This is a genomic window from Streptomyces sp. ISL-36 (assembly GCF_018614205.1).
Lineage (GTDB): Bacteria > Actinomycetota > Actinomycetes > Streptomycetales > Streptomycetaceae > Streptomyces.
In genome coordinates this window covers 51088-72286 of the sequence record NZ_JAGGOS010000086.1, presented here as the reverse complement: position 1 = coordinate 72286, position 21199 = coordinate 51088, and the positions used below count along the sequence as shown (strand labels likewise).

Annotated in this window: 14 protein-coding genes and 1 pseudogene; 8 read left to right on the top strand and 7 right to left on the bottom strand. The window is 69.0% G+C overall.

Annotation, left to right across the window (positions count from 1 at the left end):
- Positions 1-93: 93 nt before the first annotated feature.
- The 3 genes from J7E93_RS22425 to J7E93_RS38135 all read left to right on the top strand — a co-directional run bounded on the left by J7E93_RS22425 (position 94) and on the right by J7E93_RS38135 (position 11801).
- A complete protein-coding gene (locus J7E93_RS22425; protein WP_251066910.1) occupies positions 94-10569 on the top strand; it encodes a LamG-like jellyroll fold domain-containing protein in 10476 nt (3491 codons plus the stop codon).
- 5 nt (positions 10570-10574) lie between these two features.
- A complete protein-coding gene (locus J7E93_RS22420) occupies positions 10575-11171 on the top strand; it encodes an SMI1/KNR4 family protein (RefSeq protein WP_215071719.1) in 597 nt (198 codons plus the stop codon).
- Between the two features lie 492 nt (positions 11172-11663).
- Positions 11664-11801: a hypothetical protein gene (locus tag J7E93_RS38135; protein WP_308368748.1), complete on the top strand. Its 138-nt coding sequence runs from the start codon at positions 11664-11666 to the stop codon at positions 11799-11801.
- A 212-nt stretch (positions 11802-12013) separates the two neighbouring features.
- On the opposite strand, the gene J7E93_RS38130 is transcribed toward J7E93_RS38135, so the two are convergent.
- From J7E93_RS38130 to J7E93_RS38405, 3 genes are all read right to left on the bottom strand, one after another.
- The gene (locus J7E93_RS38130) at positions 12014-12343 is read right to left on the bottom strand and encodes a hypothetical protein (RefSeq protein WP_308368747.1); all 330 of its coding nucleotides are present in this window, start codon (positions 12341-12343) and stop codon (positions 12014-12016) included.
- A 127-nt stretch (positions 12344-12470) separates the two neighbouring features.
- On the bottom strand, positions 12471-13259 hold the full coding sequence (locus tag J7E93_RS38410; protein WP_374105416.1) for a hypothetical protein: 789 nt from the start codon (positions 13257-13259) through the stop codon (positions 12471-12473).
- A 123-nt stretch (positions 13260-13382) separates the two neighbouring features.
- A complete protein-coding gene (locus tag J7E93_RS38405; protein WP_374105415.1) occupies positions 13383-13511 on the bottom strand; it encodes a hypothetical protein in 129 nt (42 codons plus the stop codon).
- Here J7E93_RS38405 and J7E93_RS38400 point away from each other — a divergent pair.
- Positions 13510-14707: pseudogene (locus J7E93_RS38400) on the top strand (tyrosine-type recombinase/integrase). The gene J7E93_RS38405 and the pseudogene J7E93_RS38400 sit on opposite strands and share 2 nt — an antisense overlap.
- Positions 14708-14771: 64 nt before the next feature.
- Here J7E93_RS38400 and J7E93_RS22400 read toward each other — a convergent pair.
- The 4 genes from J7E93_RS22400 to J7E93_RS22385 all read right to left on the bottom strand — a co-directional run bounded on the left by J7E93_RS22400 (position 14772) and on the right by J7E93_RS22385 (position 17633).
- Complete coding sequence (locus tag J7E93_RS22400) at positions 14772-15500, bottom strand: cation transporter (protein ID WP_215071717.1); 729 nt, start codon at positions 15498-15500, stop codon at positions 14772-14774.
- 2 nt (positions 15501-15502) lie between these two features.
- Positions 15503-15838: a helix-turn-helix transcriptional regulator gene (locus J7E93_RS22395; RefSeq protein ID WP_215071716.1), complete on the bottom strand. Its 336-nt coding sequence runs from the start codon at positions 15836-15838 to the stop codon at positions 15503-15505.
- Between the two features lie 342 nt (positions 15839-16180).
- On the bottom strand, positions 16181-16675 hold the full coding sequence (locus J7E93_RS22390; RefSeq protein WP_251066909.1) for a hypothetical protein: 495 nt from the start codon (positions 16673-16675) through the stop codon (positions 16181-16183).
- 532 nt (positions 16676-17207) lie between these two features.
- Positions 17208-17633 (bottom strand): MerR family transcriptional regulator, encoded by a 426-nt coding sequence (locus tag J7E93_RS22385; RefSeq protein ID WP_215071715.1) that lies wholly within the window; start codon positions 17631-17633, stop codon positions 17208-17210.
- Positions 17634-18064: 431 nt separating this feature from the next.
- Here J7E93_RS22385 and J7E93_RS22380 point away from each other — a divergent pair, with 431 nt between their 5' ends.
- The 4 genes from J7E93_RS22380 (at position 18065) to crcB (ending at position 21176) form a co-directional block, all read left to right on the top strand.
- Positions 18065-19555, top strand: coding sequence for a SulP family inorganic anion transporter (locus tag J7E93_RS22380; RefSeq protein ID WP_215071714.1), 1491 nt, complete (start codon positions 18065-18067; stop codon positions 19553-19555).
- A 430-nt stretch (positions 19556-19985) separates the two neighbouring features.
- Positions 19986-20447 (top strand): CrcB family protein, encoded by a 462-nt coding sequence (locus J7E93_RS22375; RefSeq protein WP_215071731.1) that lies wholly within the window; start codon positions 19986-19988, stop codon positions 20445-20447.
- A gap of 25 nt (positions 20448-20472) precedes the next feature.
- Positions 20473-20805, top strand: coding sequence for a DUF190 domain-containing protein (locus J7E93_RS22370; protein ID WP_215071730.1), 333 nt, complete (start codon positions 20473-20475; stop codon positions 20803-20805).
- Positions 20802-21176, top strand: a complete 375-nt coding sequence (gene crcB / locus J7E93_RS22365) for a fluoride efflux transporter CrcB (protein WP_215071713.1) — start codon at positions 20802-20804, stop codon at positions 21174-21176. The genes J7E93_RS22370 and crcB overlap by 4 nt, the downstream gene beginning before the upstream one ends.
- Positions 21177-21199 lie beyond the last annotated feature (23 nt).

Below are 21199 nucleotides of genomic sequence, written 5' to 3'. Positions count from 1 at the left end.
GTGAATCCAGATAGGACTACCCCGCTAATCATCCATGTGGGGGAGCAATAGGTGCGTTTCACCCGTCCACTCGTCATATCCATGGCGATCACCATGACTGTGCTCGCGGGCACAGAACAGGCAGCGCTGGCGGTCGGCCAGTCGACCGCCGCCAGATCCGGCCCAGGAGCCAGACCCGACCAGCGCTGGGGGTCGGCCGACGGTCGCAGCCACAGCGCCTCCGGCGACGCGACGGACGCCAACGCGTCCGGCGGCCGCAGCGGCGCCCTCAAAGCCCTCGGCGAACTGCCGCCGGACTCCGGCACCACCCGGCTGAAGCTGGGAAACGGAAACAAGCAGGCCGGAGCACTTCCGTTCCGCAAGGTCGCGACGCCGCGTCGGGATACGCCCAAGGGCTTCGACGCCAAGACCAGTTCCGAAATCGCGGGTAAGCGCACAGAGCGCGGGCGCACCTTCCTCAACGAGGACGGCACCTTCACCACCCGCTTCTACAACGAGCCGGTCAACTTCCTCGACGACGGCAAGTGGAAGGTCATCGACACCAGGCTGGCGAAGAGCCCCGACTCGGTGAGCACGTCGGAAGCCGGCTGGCAGGCCCGGTCCACCGAGGACAAGGTGTCCTTCTCCGAGTTCGCGGACGCGGACACGCTCGTGCGCCTGGGCGTCGGCGACACCAACGAGATCGGCTACTCGATCGAGGGTGCGGCCCGGTCACAGGGCCGCGTGAACGGCAGTGTCATCACGTACCCAGACGTCCGCCGCTCCGCGGACGTGGAGCTGATAGCCGGCAGTGACTCCGTCAAGGAGACGCTGATCCTCAAGGACCGCAGCGCGCCGGCCGAGTGGCGCTTCCCGCTCGCCCTGAAGGGACTCACTGCCAAGCTCGACGGCCACGGCGGCATCGACTTCACTGATGGGAGAGGCCGAAGGCAGGCCTGGATGCCGGCCGGCTGGATGGAGGACTCCAAGAAGGCGCCCAACTCCAACGAGGGCGTCATCTCCTCCGGTGTCACGTATGACATAGCCAAGGAAGGCTCACGTCAGGTCCTGGTCGTGAAGCTGGACCAGAAGTGGCTGTCGGCCCCCGAGCGTGTCTTCCCGGTCAAGGTCGATCCTTCTGCGACCGGCCTGGAGGCGGCTTCCGGCACGTACGTCGAGTCTCCGTACAACCAGAACTTCGCCAGCGACACCAACATCAAGGTCGGTACCTACGATGCGGGCGGCCACAAGGCGGCCGGCTTCCTGAAGTTCAGCGGTCTGGACACGACGCTCAAGAACGCGTACGTGATCAACGCGAACTTGGCGCTCTACAACACCTGGTCGTACTCGTGCACGGCACGTCCGGTCACGGTCCACGAGATCACCTCGAACTGGTCCGAGAGCACGACGTCCTCATACCCCGGTCCGGCGACCGGCGGCGCGCTCGGCTCCAAGTCGTTCGCTCACGCCTGGCGGCCGGCCGGAACGACCAGCTGGTCCTGCGCCCCTGCCTGGGAGGCGATCCCACTCGGCGAGTCCGGCCGTCGGTTGGTCGACGACTGGACGCACGGCCGCAAGGCCAACTACGGCCTGGCCGTGAAGGCCGCCACGGATGACTCCAGGAGCTGGAAGACGTTCGGCTCCGACGACTACCCCGGTGGCAAGCCAAGCCTGGACGTGACCTGGTCGAAGTACGGTGCCACGTACGGCCTCGGTGGTTTCGTCCAGCCTCCGACGGCCACCAGTGAGGGCACCTTCAAGGTCACCGTGACCAACCAGGGTCAGCAGACCTGGGGCAAGGACAGCAACTACAAGCTGCGTTACGACCTGTTCGACGCCAATGGCAACAAGGTGGGCGGCGACTACTGGAGCAAGATCCGGTGGACGCCCATGCCCTACGACGTCGCCCCCGGCGCCTCAGCCACCGTCGATGCGAAGATCGCTCCGCTGGCGCCCGGCACCTACACGATCCAGTGGACCATGGACGAGTTCGGGGTGCGGAGCTTCGTCGACGACGGAGTCCCGGGCCCGGCCGTCCGGTTCGACGCGGTCAACGTCCCGCCGTACCTCACCGCTGCGGCTCCGCCGAGCGGCACGGTCGTCGACACCCTCACCCCGACCCTGTGGGCCTCGGCCACCGACCAGGACAAGTCGCCGAGCGCGCTGACCTACCAGTTCGAGGTCTGTGAGGTCGAAGGACAGGACACCAGGAAGAACTGCCGCGGCAACACCCACGCTCCCTCCGAGAGCTGGACGGTGCCGAGCGGCTGGCTCAACTGGGCCAAGACCTACGCCTGGTACGCGTACGCCAACGACGGCAAGGACCAGTCCGCCCGGACCGCCCCGTCGATCCTGACCACCCAGGTCCCGCAGCCCGTGATCACCTCCCACCTGGGCGGTGCCGACGGTGGCCGGAGCTTCGGCGAGAGGTCCGGCAACTACGTCACCGCCGCCACGGACGCGGCCGTGCCCACGGTCGGCCCCGCACTGGCGGTCAGCCGAACCTACAACTCGCAGGACCCGCGCACCGGCAATGCCTTCGGTACTGGATGGGCGACCCGCTGGGACATGAGGGCCGTAGCCGAGCCGGACGGCAGCGTCGTCGTCACGCTCGACAGCGGCAGCCAGGTTCGCTTCGGCCGCAACGCGGACGGCACGTACAGCGCGCCGTCCGGTTCGGTGGGCGTGCTCACCGCCGTCGCCGGCGGCGGGTGGACGCTACGCGATGCGGCGGCTGCGGTCCACACCTTCGACGCGACGGGCCGTCTGACCAAGGTCAAGGACGGTCATGGGCGCGAGCAGCTCCTCACGTACACCTCAGGCAAGCTGACCAAGGCCACGGACGCGCTGTCGAAGCGGGCTCTGTCTTTCACGTGGGCGGGCGCGCATGTCGCCTCGGTGTCCACGGACGCCGTCGGTCCGATCGCTCCGGCGCTCACCTGGTCGTACACCTACGACGGTGACCGTCTGGTCAAGGTGTGCCCGCCGTCGTCGACCACGGCGTGCTCGACGTACGAGTACACGGCGGGTTCGTACTACCGCGGCATCGTGCAGGACGCGGGCCCGGTCGGGTACTGGCGGCTGAACGAGGCGGAGGGCGAGTCCGCGGCCAGCGAGGCGGTCTCCCGTACGGGCATGAACGCCGGCCACTACCGTGACGTCACCCTCGGGTCTGTGGGCGCTCTGGGCGCCACCGGCAACAGGGCGGCTTCGTTCAACGGCACCAACTCCTCCGTGGAGCTGCCGGGCACCGCCCTGTCCGCCTCTACTGTCCTGTCGGTCGAACTGTGGTTCAAGACGGACAAGCCGGGGACGCTCGTCGGCTTCCAGGACAAGCAGCTTTCCGAGGGCCAGCCGAACTGGTGGAACCCGGTCCTGGGCATCAACCAGGCGGGCAAGCTGCACGGCGGTTTCGAGCTCAGGGACACCGGGACAACCCCGGTCACCTCCCCCGGCACGGTCACCGACAACACGTGGCACCACGCCGTCCTGACCACCACGGGCACCGAACAGATCCTCTATCTCGACGGCGCCCGCCTCGGCTCCATACCCGGCGTGGTCGACCACCACGGAAAGACCTTCACCTACCTGGGCGCCGGCTACTCCAACTCCAGCTGGGACGGCGGCCCCGCCGGGGTACGCCGCTTCACCGGTTCCATGGACGAGGTCGCGGTCTACCACCGGGCGCTCGACGCCGGCGCGATCCGCGCCCGCTTCGAGGCCCGTACGGGATCGTCGAAGCTGACCAGGTCCACCCTGCCGTCAGGCCGGGTGGCCGCGACGGTCGAATACGACGGTGACACCGGCCGCGCGACGAAGGTCACCGACGAGAACGGTGGCCTGTGGCAGATCTCCGAGCCCCGCTACGCCGCAGGCTCGCAGGCGTACAGCGATGCGGTGCGTGCTTCGGGCCCGGTGAACTACTGGCGGTTCGGCGACAGCAGCGGCGCGTCGGCGGCGGATGAGATATCCGGCGGCGGCAACGGCTCGTACCGCGACGGCGTCGCCCTCGGCGGCGTAGGCGCCTTCCTCGACGGCGACGACGGTGCCGTCACCCTCGACGGCACCAAGGGTGCGATCTCCGTGCCGAGCGAGTCGATCGCGGGTGCCACCTCCCTCTCTGTGGAGATGTGGTTCCGCACGGACAAGCCGAGCGGCGTCCTGCTCGCCCTGCAGAACACCGAGCTGGGCACCAATCCGCAGATGTGGAACCCCAGTCTGGTCATCGACGCGGAGGGCAAGCTGCGCGGCCACTTCTGGACCGGTCCCTCCGCGGGCTGGCCCGTCATGGGCGGCACCAAGGTCACCGACAACAAGTGGCACCAGGCCGTCCTCACCGGCGGCCCCACCAGTCAGTCCCTGTACCTGGACGGCGTGAAGCTGGGCTCGCAGGCCGGTGCGGTCAAGCCGGAGACCCTGAACTACGCCTATCTCGGCGCGGGTTACTCCAGCGAGGCCTGGGACAGCCAGGCGCCGGCGACCCGCTACTTCAGTGGGCAGCTCGACGAGGCCGCGTTCTACTCCAAGGAGCTGGACGCCCAGACCGTCGCGGACCACTTCAAGGCCCGCAACCGTCTGGTCTCCGGAAACGGAGCCCAGTACGAGGGCGTGGTGATGGCCGACGCGCCGGCCGGCTACTGGCAGCTGGACGAGTCCGGCGGTACGACCGTTAGGAACAAGGTCGCAGCAGCCGGCGCCAACGGCACCTACACCAAGGCGACGCTGGGCAAGCCCGGCGCATTCGGCACCGGCGACGGTTCCGCCGCCGAGTTCTCAGGTGACGGGTACGCCGAACTCGCCGGCGGTCACCTCTCCAACACCGACCTGTCGGTCGAGCTCTGGTTCAAGACCACCAAGCCGGGTGTGCTCTTCAGCGACCAGGAGCGACCGCTCCCTGACGCTCTCAGCTACGCACCCGTCCTGTACGTCGGCTCGGACAACAAGCTCCACGGCCAGTACTTCACCCGCGGCGTCGGCGCGACCAACACGTCGCCGAACACGGTGACGGACAACGAGTGGCACCACGCGGTGGTGACGGCCCTGGGCGGAACCCAGACGCTGTACCTCGACGGCGCCCAGGTGGCCCAGGCCAGCAACGCGCCGGTCACGCACGAAACGAACAAGCTCACGTACATCGGAGCCGGCTACACCAACTACTGGCCCGCATCGCCCGGAAACGGCGTCGTCTACTTCACCGGTCAGATCGACGAGGTCGCCGTCTACCCGCGGACCCTCACCGCAGAGCAGGTCGCCAGGCACTACGGCGCCCGCACTCAGGCCTCGGGCTCGTCCCTGTCCGCGACGGTGACGGTCACCGACCCGACGGGCGCGAAGACGTCCAGCACGTTCGACGCGATCCGCGGCCAGCGCCGTACGGCCTCGACGAACGCGGACGGCGGTGTCACCACGTACGCGTACGACACCGGCGGCTACCTGCACACGGTCACGGACCCCAACGGTCACGCGACCATCACCGGTCACGACGAGCACGGCAACACCGTCTCGACCACAACCTGCCGGGACGCCAACTCCTGCTGGACCTCCTTCGCGGAGTACTACAACAACCCTGCGGACAAGCTGGACCCGCGCAACGGCAAGCAGATCGCCCTCCGCGACGGCCGCTCCTCCGGACCCGCGGACAACCGCTATCGGACGGCGACCTCGTACACGGCGCTCGGCCTGACCGACACGGTCACCTCCGTCGACGGCCGAACCGCGTCGACCACGTACACCACGGGCACCGAGCCCGCGGTGGGCGGCGGACTGGCCCCGGCCGGCCTGGTCGCCACCAAGAGGAGCACCGGCGGCGCCATCGCCTCGTACGCGTACTACGCGAGCGGTGACCTGGCCAAGTCGACGGCCCCCTCCGGCGTGGTGACGACATACACCTACGACGGCATCGGCCGGAAGCTGACCGAGACCCAGATCTCCGACGCCACCCCGGCAGGTGTCACGACCACCTACACCTACAACGCCATGTCCCGGATCGTCTCCGAAACCGGCCCGGGCGTGAAGAACGAGATCACCGGCGTCACCCACACCGCCCGCATCAGCCGTACTTACGACGCGGACGGCCTGCTGCTCACCGAATCCACGGAGGACACCACCGGCGGCGACACCACCCGCACCACCACCTACCGGTACAACACGCGCGGTCTCAACGACAGCGTGACGGACGCGGCCGGCAACGAGTCGACGTTCGACCACGACGCCCTGGGCCGCGTGATCAGTGCGACGGACCCAGCGGGCAACGTCGTCACGCACACGTACACCAAGCGCGGCCAACTGGCCGAGTCCGTGCTGAAGAACTGGACGGGCGACCCGTCCGGCCAGGTCCGCGACCTGGTCCTCGCCTCGAAGGCCTACGACCCTGCGGGCCGCCTGGCCTCGTCCACGGACGCCATGGGCGCCACCACCACCTTCACCTACTACGACGACGGCCTCCAGGCCTCGGCGACGGCGAAGCAGGTCACCCAGTCCAACGGCTCCAAGAAGGACATCCTCCTGGGGACGACGGTCTACGACGGCGCGGGCAACGCGGTCTCGCAGACCGAGAGCGGCGGCCGCACCTCGGTCAGCACGCTCGACGCCACCGGGCGCACCACGCGCACGGTGTTCGACCCGAACGGCCTGAACCGCGTCACGACGTTCGCCTACGACGCGGACGACCGGATCACCGAGCAAACCCAGTCCGTCGATGCCTCAGGCAAGAAGGTGACGTCGACCACCGAGTACGACGCGGTGGGCAACCCCAAGAAGACGACCGTCACCGACGGCACTGCCACCCGGGTGTCCTCGGCGACCTTTGACCAGCGGGGCCTCCCGCTGACCCAGGTCACCCCACGCGGCAACACCAGCACCAACCGGTACGACGAGCTCGGCCGCCTGGTCGAGACGACCGCGCCGCAGGTGCAGGCAGAGGAGAACGGCCAAGCGGCCACGGCCATCACCCCGAAGACCCTCGTCGGCTACAACACCTTCGGCGAGGCCACCGAGCAGCGTGACCCGCGCGGCCTGGTGACCCGTACGGAGACCGACAAGCTGGGCCGACCCGTCACGGTCACGCTGCCCGACTACACGCCACCTGGCGCCACGACGCCGATCACGGCCGTCACACGAACGACGTACGACCAACTCGGCAACGTCGCCTCCACCACGGACCCACTCGGCCGTGCCCACTCGTACGGGTACGACCAGCTGGGCAACCTGATCCGGAAGACGGACCCGGCGGTCGCCGGCGCGCAGGGCCTCCAGGCTCCGGGCGCCACCACCTTCGACGGCACGTCCACCGACCTCTCCGGCGGTGGTGTCTCCACCTACACCTGGACCCCGACCGGTCTGCCGCTCTCCGCGACCGACCCGACAGGAGCGCGCACCGAGTCCACCTACGACGAGCTGGGCCGCCAGCTCACCGCCACCACGGTCGAGCGCAGGCCTACCCTCCAGAACCTCGTTTCCACATTCACCTGGGACGACGCGGGCAACCAGATCGCTTCCACCACCCCCAGCGGGCGGGTCACCACCGGGACGTACGACAAGGCCGGCCAGACCCTGACGGTCACCGACCCTGCCGGCGGCGTCAGCAGCGCCGTCTACGACGGCCTCGGCCGCCAGACCGAGAGCAAGGACGCGACCGGCCGCAAGACGGTCACCGCGTACGACCTCGCGGACAACCCGACGTCCGTGACCGACTACGGCACGGGAACGACGGCCCTGCGCTCGGTCTCGACCGAGTACGACGCCGACGGAAACGTCACTGCGGCCGTCTCCGCCACCGGCGCGCGCCGCACCTACACGTACGACGCGCTCGGTCGGATGACCAAGCAGGTCGAACCGGTCACCACGACGGACTCGATCACAACGACCTTCGGCTACGACGCGGCGGGCAACCGCACGCGCCTGACCGACGGCCGGGGCAAGGCCACGTACTACACGTTCAACACGTGGAGCCTGCCCGAATCCACGATCGAGCCGTCCACCACGCTCCATCCGGGCCTGGCCAACCGCACGTGGACCAATGTCTACGACGCAGCCGGCCAACTCGTCACCGAGCTGCTCCCGGGCAACGTCAAGCGTCAGAAGACGTACGACGCCCTGGGCCGCCTCACCGCCGAGACCGGCTCCGGCACCGCCGTGGCCACCCGTCCCCGCTCGCTCTCGTACGACCTCGCCGGCCGTCTTACCGGCGTCGGCGGCGACGGAGTGGCCGCGGGCAACACGTACACCTACAACGACCGCGGCCAGCTGCTGAACGCCAACGGCCCCTCGGGCACGTCCGCCTACGTCTACGACGTGGACGGTCAGATGACCTCCCGCACGGACCCGGCGGGCACCACGGCCTTCACCTACGACGTGGCCGGCCGTCTCGACACGACGACCGATCCGCTGACCGGTACGCAGGTGCGCAGCGACTACGACGCGGCCGGGCGACCGACCGTGGACGAGTTTGCACGCCCGGCGGCGGGAGGTACCTGGACGATCGGCGCTAAGCGCTCGTACACATACGACGCTCTGGGCCGACTCGCGGACGACAGTGTCAAGAAGACCGGCACGGGAGCCGTGGTCCAGGGCTCGGCCTACACGTACGACTTCGAAAACCGCCTGGTCAAGAAGACCACGACCGGCACCGCCGGGGCGGGTGAGCGGACGTACGCGTACGACCTCGCCGGCCGGATGACCTCGGAGACCAGCGGGGGTACCACCACCGCCTTCGAGTGGGACAAGGCCGGCAACCTGACTAAGAGGGGTGATGTCACCGCCACGTACGACTCCCGCAACCGGGTCCAGACCTGGGGCACGAAGACCTTCGACTACTCCGCGCGCGGAACGGTCAAGGCGGTCACCGAAGGCGCCACCAGCCGGGTCATCAACTCCGACGCCTTCGAGCGGACGGTGAACAACGGCACGAGCACCTTCACGTACGACTCGCTCGATCGCGTGATGACCAGCGGTGGCAACGCCTTCGGTTACGACGGCGGCTCCAACAACCTGGTCAATGACGGCACGTCGACCTACAGCCGTACCCCCGGAGGCACGCTGCTCGCCGGCGCCACGACGGGGACGGCGGGCTCCGCCCGTCTCGCCGTGACCGACCAGCACACGGACGTGGTCGCCACCCTGTCCACGGACGCCACCATGGTCTCCGCGTCCCGCGCGTACGACGCCTTCGGGAACGTGACCGCTTCGGCAGGCGTCAACCCGTCCCTCGGCTACCAGTCGGGCTGGACGGACAACTCCACGGGCGAGGTCAACATGGCCGCCCGCTGGTACCAGCCAGGCACGGGTAGCTTCACCAGCCGCGACACGTGGCAGCTCGACCCGGACCCCTCGGTCCAGGCCAACCGCTACACGTACGGCAACGCGGGTCCGCTGAATGGTACGGACCCGACCGGACACGCGTATGCGCCGGCACCGCCGATGCCTGGTCAGCGGACAAGGACAACCCCCAACACGGGAAGCAGCGGGGGCGGCCTCGGAGGGTTCTTCAGGATCCTGGGCAAGATCGGGGGCCTGAGGAAATCGTGGAGTGCGGATCGGTATTTCGATCACGTTTACCCCGATGGGCCCCCGCAGTCTCAGCAGTGGACTGGACCCAGCATCTTCGGTAATGGCGCCGGTAGCTGTAACCACTGGATGTGCGGAAACGGCACTCCTCCCAGGGGATCCGTCGCGACGACGCCGGACATCGGCTGGGCATGGACCGAGACCAGAACCCGGTCCTATGGCCCTCCTCCGCCGGGATGCAGGAGGCAATGCAGCGTTCGGACTGGTTTGCCCTTCAGGCCGCCGCCGCCCCCGATCGACCAGAACCCCAACAACGGCAAGAACCCCGTTCCAGCACCAAAGCATATCGCCGAAATCGCGGCCGCCGCTGTCGCCGATGCGGCGTGGACCCTGGCCGACGGATGGGCCCAAGTATTCAGCGCCCAAGCAGCCTTGGGGATGCTGACCCCGACCGCCCCGTTCGCTCCAGGCCAGTCCGTCGAGATCCTGCCGGCCCCCGTGAACGTGTTCGGAGGCAAGAACGGTGGGCGTGACCGCAACGACGACAAGTGCGACGACGGTCCCGGCGTGAGCGAGACCGGTCACGCCGTCTACCTGCCACGCGAGCGCTACTACGACGAGCACGAGGGTAGCTATCAGTGCCGGGCGACAGGCGTCTACGGCCTCCTGGACATGAGTGATTACAACAAGGGCCGGACGCACCCAGGGACGAACACCAACAGTTCCACCCGTCCGCCCGGCATGAACGAGATCGAAGCGCAGGGCCACACGCCTGCGAACGGTCATCTGATTCCTGCTGCGGCGAAGGGATCCGGAATCGATCTCCGCAACCTCGTCGCTGAGTATGAGGCGACCAACACCCCCTACCTCAATCACGGCGTGGAAAGGGAGATCAGAAATACCATCAAGTCCGGAAAGAAGCTGTCCATCTCGGTGATACCGCACTACGGGAATACGAAGTCAGGCATTCCCACGACTCTCGAGTACAACTACGGAGTCCCCGGGGAGTGGATGAAACACTGTGTGATCCGCCAGACTCCGACAGGCGGGACTACGACAGGCAGCGCAGACTGCCCGAGAAGGTGATCTCCATGGCAGGTGAGTTTCTCCACCGAGTGCTGGCGATGCTAGGGGACCCGCCTCAGGAGCACGCGGACCCCGCTGCCTGGTCGCGACTGGAAGCCGAACTGGGCTTCTCGCTCCCGGAGGACTACAAGGCGATCGTGGACGCCTATGCTCCGGTCAAACTGAATCAACATCTCTATCTCGACCATCCGGCGACGGATCGGTGGAACCTCGCGACCGGCATCCGACGGACGTCGGAGGCGTGGTCCCAGGTCCCGTGGGACGATGATGTCGACGGAGATCCTCGTATCGTCCTGGGGCTTGACGAGATGGAGTTCGGGACACGGCGAGGGCTCACGCCCATCGCTTCCGCGGACAGTGGGCAGACCGTCTTCCTTGCGCGCAAGGATTCGCGTGATCTCCTCTTCGTCGAGGACGGTGACGGCGAGTTCTTCGAGTACTCGATGAGCTTCTCGGAGTGGTTGTTCCGGTACCTGATCGGAGAGGACATGTCCGGCCCGAATTCGTCCTACTTCTACCCGGGGCCGGTCGTGCTGGAATCAAGGCCCATGCAGCCGGGTGAGCAGGTCATCCGCCGACAGGGCCCGGATCGGGGCATGTGATCAGAATCTAGGACAGGTCCTGTGCCATCGCGCTCGTCCCGATGACGCAGGTGTCACAAGCCTTCGCCCCACCGATCTCTTCGTCGGTGGGGCGAAGCGCTGCCCTGGGCCGGAATCAGGCTCCGCGGGCCGCCCGGACGACTTCCCGTCGGCCATCGGGACGGCGCCGGATCGTCTGGGACGGGGCATTCGCGCTCCGCGCGCAAACGGCGGACGCGCGGCTCGCTCCGAGGGTCGGGCTGTCCGCCCGTGCCACGCGCGGCCATGCACTCCTCGTCCGGGGCGGCGCCGTCGTCGCCGGCGGGCATGCGCCAACGTTCGAATTCCATGCGGGACCAGGTTCCGTGCGGCCAGAGCCGGTCGGTGGTCCCGGTGGAGAGCAAGTCCACGAGGGCACCGACCTCGGCCACGGCGTCCTCCTCGCGGCCACCGGCGGCCCGACCGCCGTCACCATGTCCGCGTCGTCCAAGCCGTTGGCGCCCCCGCGAATCCATGTACCACCGGCTCCCCGGGCGCCCCGCTCTGCTCGCCGTGGTCTGGCTGTGCACCGTCGAGGACTTCCAGGAGGACTGCCTTGCCGCCCTCGACGGCGATCCCGCCCCGGGCCGGGCGGCCCGCGCCGATGCCTGAGACGTCGTCGCCTGGAGCCGGGCCTGGCCGCGAGAGGAGGCGCTGCTCCTCTACGCCCCGGAATTCGGCCGGTCGCTGGTCCCGAGCAGCACCGGGAATGCGCGGACCGGGGAAACGAGCGGGTGCTCACCTGCCTCGGCGCGCTGGGCACGGCCTTCGGCATAACCGGTCCCGAGGGCCGGGACCGGAACATTCTGGCCCTGACCGACCTGCTACTGGCGGTAGTTCGGCCAGCCCGCTGCCACCGTACGTCGAGGACCTGGTCGAGGATTCCGCAGCCACCCTGCTCGGCCGGACGCGACAGCGGCGAGCGTGATCGTGCGCCGTCGACCTGGGATGCACCGCAGGGCCTCAGAGCTTCTCGCCTCCCGGACCTGGGTGAGATGGACGAGGACGTCGTAGGCCTGGCCGAGGCCGAGGCCGAGGCCGGGGCCGAGGGCGAGGGCGAGGGTCGGGAGCGGATCTTTCGTGAACACCGTGCCGGCTTCGTAGACGGGGCGAGCGCTGTTCAGCCAGGTTCGCGCCGCGGCCGGGGGTGCCACGCAGGTCGGGTAGTAGTCCCGGAAGCGAGCCTGGTCGAGGGTGTGTTCGTCCGCACGAGGAGACCAGCCGCCGCTACGTGCGGTTCGAGGTGTTGCGCTCGCTGGAGGGCCAGGGGGCGGAGCGGCGTCACCCGGCGACGTAAGCAACGCCTGCACCAGCGCCCAGGGCGAGGGCCGCCACGAGACATGTGTGGCCGACGGGGTCCGAGGTCTGGCCGCGAACCGCACGCGCTGTGAGTTCCGCGAGGCTCGCAAGGACGAGGAATCCCACGGCGACGGTGCCGAGAAGCGCTGGACTGAACATGAGCTCTATCTCCCATATGGCGCTGCCCGCTGCCACGAGCGTCCCACTGGCGGCCCAGCCGAGTTCTGCGGCCCGGGCCGTCCGTGATGGCGGTGACAAAGGGGATGAAGGTTCTACCGGCGACGGTGACGACGACTCCGTCCGGAGGCGCTCCTGGTCGAGGGCGTGGCGCCCGTCCGGGCTGCCGGTCGCGTCGGCGGGAAGCTCTGCCGTGCGGCGCAGTCGCCATACGAGGACGTCGCTGATCGACTCGGCGGTGCCCAGTTCCCGGCGCTCGGCAGCGTCGGCGAGCAGGGCGGCGGGGTCGTGGCCGGCGGCCTCGGCATCGGCGAGCGTTGCGGCGAGGGCCGGCCAACCGGGTTCGCCCAGGACCTGCTCAGCTAGCTCGGGGATCGCCGTGCGCACGATGCCGGCCTGTCGCTGCAGCAGCGGGCGGGCGAGGTGACGGCCGCGCTGGTGGAGCGCCGCGAGCGGTTGCTCGGCGGCGGCGTGGTAAGCGAGGCGCAGGTGCTCCGCGGCTCGGCGGGCTGCTTCGGCCTGCTGGGCGTGGTCCTTCTTCGCGTGCCAGTGTGCGGCGGCGACGATCAGGAAGAACAGCATGTCGATGGCCATGGCTGTGGTCGCGCCGTCCTCGCCGCGGCCGAGCGCCGGCCCGCCGTGGATGAGGTCACGGGCCGCCCGTCGTAGTGCCCGGTCGTGCCCGCGTACGGCGCGTACGTGCGAGCGGGAGCCCCGCTAGAACGCCGAGGCGGCTTCTCTCAGTTCGTGGCGGGTGTGGGCGGCAGAGGTCTTGGCGAGCGCGTTGAGGACCTCGCCGGCCGCGGCGATGTGCGCGGCGGCCACGGCGTCCTCGCCGTGCTCCATGACGAGGATCGCCTCCCAGGTCGCTGCGGCCGTCCTTGTTGCGGTCGTCGGGCAGGGCGACCGCGTAGCCGAGGAGGTCGCCGGATGGCGCGACGCGCTTCTTCACCAGGAGGCCGGCGGCGGCCAGGCCGTCGAAGAACTCTTCCTCGCCCAGATCCAGGCCGACCAGTCGCGCGGCGACTGGATCGATCCGACCGCCGGCGAGGTGCTGTTCTCGGGGTACGCCAAGCGCTGGATCGACGAGCGCGGCGTCGCGGCCACCACCAAGGAGCTGTACCGGCGGCTGCTCCGCCTCCACCTGGAGCCGACCTTCGGCAGCCAGTGCGTCAACACCATCAGCCTTGCCAAGGTCAGGACCTGGCGCGCGGAAGGCGACCGGCGCCACCACGACCGCCAAGTCCTACCGCCTGCTGAAGGCCGTCATGCAGACGGCGGTCGAGGACGATCTGATCCGCCGGAACCCCTGCTCCATCCGCGGGGCGGGCGCCGGGAGGATGCGGACGAGCGGCCCGTGGCCACCGTCGAGCAGGTCTTCGCCCTTGCCGAGGCCATCGGCATCCGCTGGCGGCTGATGGTGCTCCTCGGAGCCTTCGCCTCCATGCGCCCGGAGGAGCTGGCCGAGCTGCGCCGCGCCGACGTCGACCTCGACGCTGGATCGGTACGGGTACGGCGGGCCGCCCCAGAGCTGAACACCGCCGCCGCGTCATCGGCGACCCCAAGTCCCGTGCGGGCAAACGGGAGATCATGCTGCCCGGCTTCATCCTCCTCGACGTCCGCCGCCACCTGGAGTGGTTCGCCCAGGACGGTCCCGACGGCCTTGACTTCGTGGGCGAGAGGGGCGCCTCCCTCCGGGGCACCACCTTCGGCCGGAAGTGGCGTAAGGCCCGCGACGCGGTCGGCCTGTCGAAGGAGTTCCGCTTCTACGACCTCCGGCACACCGGCAACACCCTGGCCGCCGACACCGGCGCCAAGCTGAAGGACCTGATGGTCCGCGCCGGCCAGTTCTCCGAGCGGGCCCAGCTGATCTACCAGCACTCACCAAGGCCCACCAGCGCCGCCTCGCCGACGACATAGACGCCGACGTCCGCCGTCAGCGCGCGGCGGCGTCCCGACCTCCGGAGGGGCGCGGGACCGCCGGCGTCCACAGGCTTCCGCCCGCCCTCCCAGAGCCTCCGAGGAGCGCACGGGGGAGGTGATGCCCTCCGCATGTGAAGAGGACCCCGGTATCGGCACCGCGGTCCTCTTCGTACGTGAAAGCGGTCAGCCGCAGCAGTCGCAGCCGGGCTTGCAGCCGCATGCGTCCGTCTCGGCTCCGCCCATCGACGTGGTCGTGGCGGCGGATGCGGTGGGAGCGCAGCAGCCCTTGCCCTGCCAGGCGTCGCGGCCTTCCTTGACGGCGATGGCGGCGATCACGAGGGCGGCGATCGGGTCGGCCCAGGACCAGTCGAGGGTGGCGTTCAGGACGAGGCCGACCAGGAGAACGGCCGAGAGGTAGGTGCACAAGAGGGTCTGCTTGGAGTCGGCAACCGCGCTGGCGGACCCGAGTTCGTGTCCGGCCTTGCGTTGGGCGGCGGAGAGGAACGGCATGACCGCCAGGGAGAGTGCGGCGATCATGATGCCCGGCACGGAGGACTCGGCCTCGCCCGGGCCGGCCAGGGCGCGGACGGCGTCGACGGTCACGTACGCGGCGAGCGCGAAGAACGAGACGGCGATGATCCGCAGGGTGGTCTTCTCGCGGGCCTCGCGTACGGCGTGCTCGCGGGCGGAGAACTGCCAGGCGACCGCGGCGGCGGAGGAGACCTCGATGATCGAGTCGAGGCCGAAGCCGATCAGGGCGATGGAGGAGGCGATGGTGCCGGCGGTGATCGCGACGATCGCCTCGATCACGTTGTAGGTGATGGTGGCGGCGACCAGCAGGCGTATGCGCTTGGCGAGAGCGTCACGGCGGGCCGGGGACGGGCCGAGGGATATCGATATCTCCGCGGTCATGGTCAGCAGCACCCCTTGTCGGCGGTGTCTGGGCAGGTGCGGTCGGTCTCGACGGCCACCACGGCGGTGCGCAGATCGTCCAGCGCGTGGCCGAGGCGTTCGTCGGCGAGTTCGTAGCGGGTGCGGCGCCCATCGGGCACGGCGACGACCAGGCCGCAATCCCGCAGACAGGTCAGGTGGTTGGAGAGCCGGGTGCGGGAGACCTCGATGGCCTCCGCGAGGTCGGAGGGGTAGGCGGGAGCCTGGCGCAGCGCGAGCAGGATGCGGCAGCGGATCGGGTCGGCCAGCGCCCGGCCGAAGCGGGTCAGGGCGTCGAGGTCGGTGGCGAGCGTCAGCATACGGCGACGATACAGGATCCCCTGAATTCAGAGGATCCTGTATCGATGGACCAGTGTCCTGATGTGTCGTCAGGGTGCATATGGCACGCGAAATGGCACGCGGGCCGCGAGAGGTCTAGAGAATGACGAAGCCCCAGGTTCGCTGACCTGGGGCTTCGTTCAAGAGCGGATGACGGGAATCGAACCCGCGCTCTGAGCTTGGGAATCACCCGGCACTTGGCCATGTCTACATGTCCTGACCTGCGGAAACCTGTCCAAGGGCCCTGCGGTCGGTTGCCTGGGACGGCCCTTTGTTGACCGTGGTTTACCGGCGCTACTGGCACGTTGTGGCACGAGGCTCCGTCAGTCGTCCCGGCCAGTTGCCGGTGCCCGCCCCACGATGTCGGACAGGGATCCTCGGTAGACGATGCCCAGCTTGTTGACCACGCCTACGGTGGGGCCCGGGCCATTCCTGAGACGGCTCACGTAGTTCTCAGGCAGCAGCACGCGGTCACCGACTTCGAGCGGGTCGTTTCCGCGCCAGCGGTATGCGTACCCACCGACCTCGACGACCTGGCAGCCGTTGACCTCGTACACGCGCCGTGTACTGTCCAACTGCTCCTCAAGCTCCTTGACGCGCTGCTCCAGCCGCTCGATGCGGGACTTGGAGAAGCTCGCGCTACTTTCGCTTCCCGACTTGTAGCCCTCGTTCCACCCGCGTCGGTGGGCCTCGGCTACCGCTTTGTCCTGCTCGGTGGCGTGCGTGCCGCACGCCACGTCGGAACCTGATATCCGGATCTTGCAAGGGCTGCCCGAGCGGGTGGGTCGCCCACAGGTTCGGTCTGGCTGGTAGGTCACGCGTAGCAGTCCTCTCGGTTGTCCCTACTGCGTTGCGTCGCAGGTCTTGCAGCGGCTCACGGCCGCCCGCTCTGTGTTGCCCTGCGTGGCGGGGAGCGGGTAGGAGGGCGCGAGGCGACGCCATGCTCCGGGTGAGGGGGTGAGCACCCAGCCATATAGGGGTGGTCGGATGTCGGCCGGGAGGATGTGCCCGCAGCCGGGAAGGTGGGCCTTGCCGCTGACGTGGATGATGATCGCAGCCGTCGGCCACTCGTCCCATTCGCTGGTGGGCGCGCCGCTGCGAGGTGCGCGCGGGGCGCAGTCCGCACAGTTGTGCATTTCGTGGCGTTCGCAGTACTGCATCGCCCTCTCCCCGTCAGGTCCGACAACGCAGCCTACTTGTCCCGAGCTTGGCACCAGGCCGCTTCCCGGGCATGCACGCCGACATGAAGGGGAATGGTGCGGGTCATGGGAAATGAGTCTCGCGATGCGACACAGCCTCGCGCCCCTGCGCCGCGAGCGCCGCGTGGAACGGTCTCCGGTCAGGGCAGTCCTAGGTCTGGATAACTGCGGGAGCGGTCGCGACGTCGCTGTCCACGCGGGCGCGGAGGGTGGCTTCGAAGTCTTCGGCTCGGGCGAGCTGGACGCGGAGCTTGGCGACCTGCTCGGCGGCGGCCTGCTGGTAGGAGCGGACCCGCTCCAGGAGGGCTTCGCGTTCGCCGGCGTCGAGCTGGGCGTCCGCGTCGAGGCGGTCGGTGGCGTCGAGGAGGTCGCGCATCTGGTCCAGGGTGAAGCCGAGGGGCTTCATGCGCCGGATCACCATGAGGCGGGAGACGTCGTTCTCGGTGTAGAGGCGGAAGCCGCCCTGGGAGCGGGCGGAGGGGATGACAAGGCCGGTTTCCTCGTAGTGGCGGATGGTGCGCAGGGACAGCTCCGTACGCGCGGCGACCTCGCCGATCTGCATGTGCTTGCCGTCCACGCCCGTTTTCCCAGCCTTTCGCGCCAAGGGTGGGTGCATTTGCACCCATCCGTATCTACTCTAACGTTAGGGTAGAGTTGTTGGTGGTGAGAGTGACGTGCCGCTGCTCCACCGTTGCCGTGTCGGGGCCGATGGTGCCCCCGGCGGAGTTCCGATTCTTACAGGGGAGAAGCGTGCGCGAGCCCATGACGCCCGGCGCCGCCGCCTGCCCGCCGTGATGCCCCGCCCCGGGATATGAGCCCGGCGGCGGCCGCCCAAGTGCGCGGCGCCCACCTCGCTCACTCCCCGTCCGACTTCCGGCTCCGCGTCTCGGGGCCGTCCGCGGGGTGCCGGCCCGGTACCACCGCGCCCTCCCGCACGCCCCGGTCTGCCCCGACGGGTGTGCCCGAGTACGACAGGTTCTTTCTCCCTTGTCTTCTGCTGTCACCGCTGTGTCCACGGCCGCGCGGCTGCGCGGCCTGCGCCCCGACTGGCTCTCCGATGCGAAGGTCTGGCGCACCGAGGTCCTCGCGGGCCTGGTCGTCGCCCTGGCGCTGATCCCCGAGGCGATCTCGTTCTCGATCATCGCCGGGGTCGACCCCGCGGTCGGCCTGTTCGCCTCCTTCACGATGGCCGTCGTCATCTCGATCGTCGGCGGCCGAAGGGCGATGATCTCCGCCGCCACCGGCGCCATCGCCCTCGTCATCGCGCCGCTGAACCGTGAGCACGGCCTCGGCTACCTGATCGCCGCCGTCATTCTCGCCGGTGTCTTCCAGGTGATCCTGGGCGCGCTCGGGGTGGCGAAGCTGATGCGGTTCATCCCGCGCAGCGTGATGGTCGGCTTCGTGAACTCCCTTGCCATCCTGATCTTCATGGCCCAGGTACCCGAGATGCGGAACGTGCCGTGGGCCGTCTATCCGCTGATCATCGGCGGGCTGGCGCTGATGGTGTTCTTCCCCAAGATCACCACCGTGGTCCCGGCCCCGCTGGTCTCCATCGTCATCCTGACCGTCATCACCGTCGCCGCCGGACTCGCGGTCCCGACCGTCGGCGACAAGGGCCAGCTGCCGTCCTCCCTCCCCGTGCCGGGCCTGCCGGACGTGCCCTTCACCCTCGACACCCTGACGACGATCGCCCCGTACGCCTTCGCGATGGCGCTCGTCGGTCTGATGGAGTCCCTTATGACCGCCAAGCTGGTCGACGACATCACCAACACCCACTCCAACAAGACCCGGGAGTCCATCGGTCAGGGCATCGCCAACATCGTCACCGGCTTCTTCGGCGGCATGGGCGGCTGCGCCATGATCGGCCAGACGATGATCAACGTGAAGGTCTCCGGCGCCCGCACCCGGCTGTCGACGTTCCTCGCGGGCGCGTTCCTGATGGTGCTGTGCATCGTCTTCGGCCCGGTCGTCTCCGACATCCCGATGGCCGCCCTCGTCGCCGTCATGATCATGGTGTCCTTCGCGACCTTCGACTGGCACTCCCTCGCGCCGAAGACCCTCAAGCGGATGCCCGCCGGCGAGATCATCGTCATGTCCGTGACCGTCGTCTGTGTGGTCGCGACCCACAACCTCGCCATCGGCGTGGTCGTCGGCTCGATCACCGCCATGGTCATCTTCGCCAAGCGCGTCGCCCACCTCGCCAAGGTCACCGCCGTCATCGACCCCGACGGCAGCACAGTCGTCTACCGGGTCACCGGCGAACTCTTCTTCGCCTCCTCCAACGACCTCGTCGGCCAGTTCGACTACGCGAACGACCCGAAGAGGATCATCATCGACCTGAGCGCCGCCCACATCTGGGACGCCTCCTCCGTCGCCGCCCTCGACGCCATCGAGACCAAGTACGCCCAGCGCGGCAAGATCGTCGAGATCACCGGCCTGAACGACCCCAGCGCCGACCTCCACGGCAAGCTCAGCGGCGAACTCGCAGCTGGCCACTGACCGGACGGACCCTGCCTGCGGAGCAGCCCACGCCTTGCCGACGTCCACCCGGTCATCTGTAGCTTGACCAGCGGAAATGTGCCCTGATGGGGCGCTGCCCGGTGACACCTGGCTTGACTGCTGTTCACGGCTCCGAAGGGCATGTCGGCGGCCCGGGTGGGGTGCGGGGGTGCCGTCAGGCTTGAGCCCGCATGGCTGCGGGGCTCTGCGGAGGCGCCCGAGCATGGACCTGGCGCGCGTCATAACGGGCGTGGGCGTTGGCCTGGTGGTCAGCTGTGATTCGTGATCACAGCGCGGCGGTGGGGCTTGCCGTACCCCGAACCGTGGCGTCGACGCCACCGACAGTCCCTACTTGCGATGGCGTGTGCCCGCGTGCGCGCGGGACCTGCGAGTAGGAGGCGTGCGTTTCATGACAGGCCTTTATTCCAAGATGGTGGGCGCGCCCACGGATCCTGATGTTGATCTGCGTGTGCCCGCCCGACGGCAGTCCTGGCGGGCGCAGGGGCCGATCGTGGCGGTGGTGGCCCTCGGCGGCGGCATGGGAGCCGGGGCCCGCTACGGAGCCGGGTTGTTGTGGCCCACCGCGGCCGGGGCGTTTCCGTGGACCACGCTGTGGGTCAACGCTCTCGGCTGCGCGGTGATCGGTGTGTTCATGGTCGTGATCAGCGATGTGTGGGCGGCGCACCGGCTGGTGCGGCCGTTCTTCGGAACCGGCGTGCTCGGGGGGTTCACGACGTTCTCGACGTACGCCGTGGACATCCAGAAGCTCTTGGTCGGCGGGCGCCCGGGGACCGGTCTGGCGTATCTGGCCGCGACGCTGCTGGCGGCGCTCGTGTCGGTGTGGCTCGCGGTGACCGCCGCACGCCGCGTTCTGGGCCGGAGGCAGGGGTAGTGATGACGAGGCGACCGGCAGGGCTCTGCGGGTGACGGTCTTCATCGGGGAGAACGACGTCTGGCATCACCGGCCGCTGTACACGGAGATCGTGCACCGCGCACACCAGGCCGGCCTTGCCGGCGCTTCGGTGTTCCGCGGGATCGAGGGCTTCGGTGCCTCTTCGCTGATTCACACCTCCAGGCTGCTGTCGCTGAGTGAGGACCTGCCGGTGGCGATCGTGGTCGTGGACACCGAGGAGCGGGTGCGGGCGTTCCTGCCCCAGCTGGACGAGCTGGACGAGCTGGTCGGGGAGGGGTTGGTGATCCTCGACGACTGCGAGGTCATCCGGTACGTGGGCAGGGGACAGGACGCGTGAACTGGCTGCTGGTGGTGGCGGGCGGCATGATCGGCGCGCCGTTGCGGTACCTGACCGACCGGGCGGTGCAGAAGCGGCACGACACTGTCTTTCCCTGGGGCACCTTCACCGCGAACGTCGTGGGGTGCCTGGTACTGGGGCTGCTCACCGGGGCCGTGGTGGCGGGGGCGGCCTCGTCGCGGGTGCAGTTGCTGGTGGGCACCGGGCTGTGCGGGGCGCTGACGACGTACTCGACGTTCTCTTTCGAGACGCTGCGGCTGGCCGAGGACGGGGTGCGGTTCTTCGCTGCGGCCAACGCCGTCGTCAGCGTGGTGGCGGGGCTGGGGGCGGCGTTCGTCGGCGCCGCGTTCGCCCAAGCGCTCTGGGCGTGAGGATGCCGGGGGAACCGGAAGCG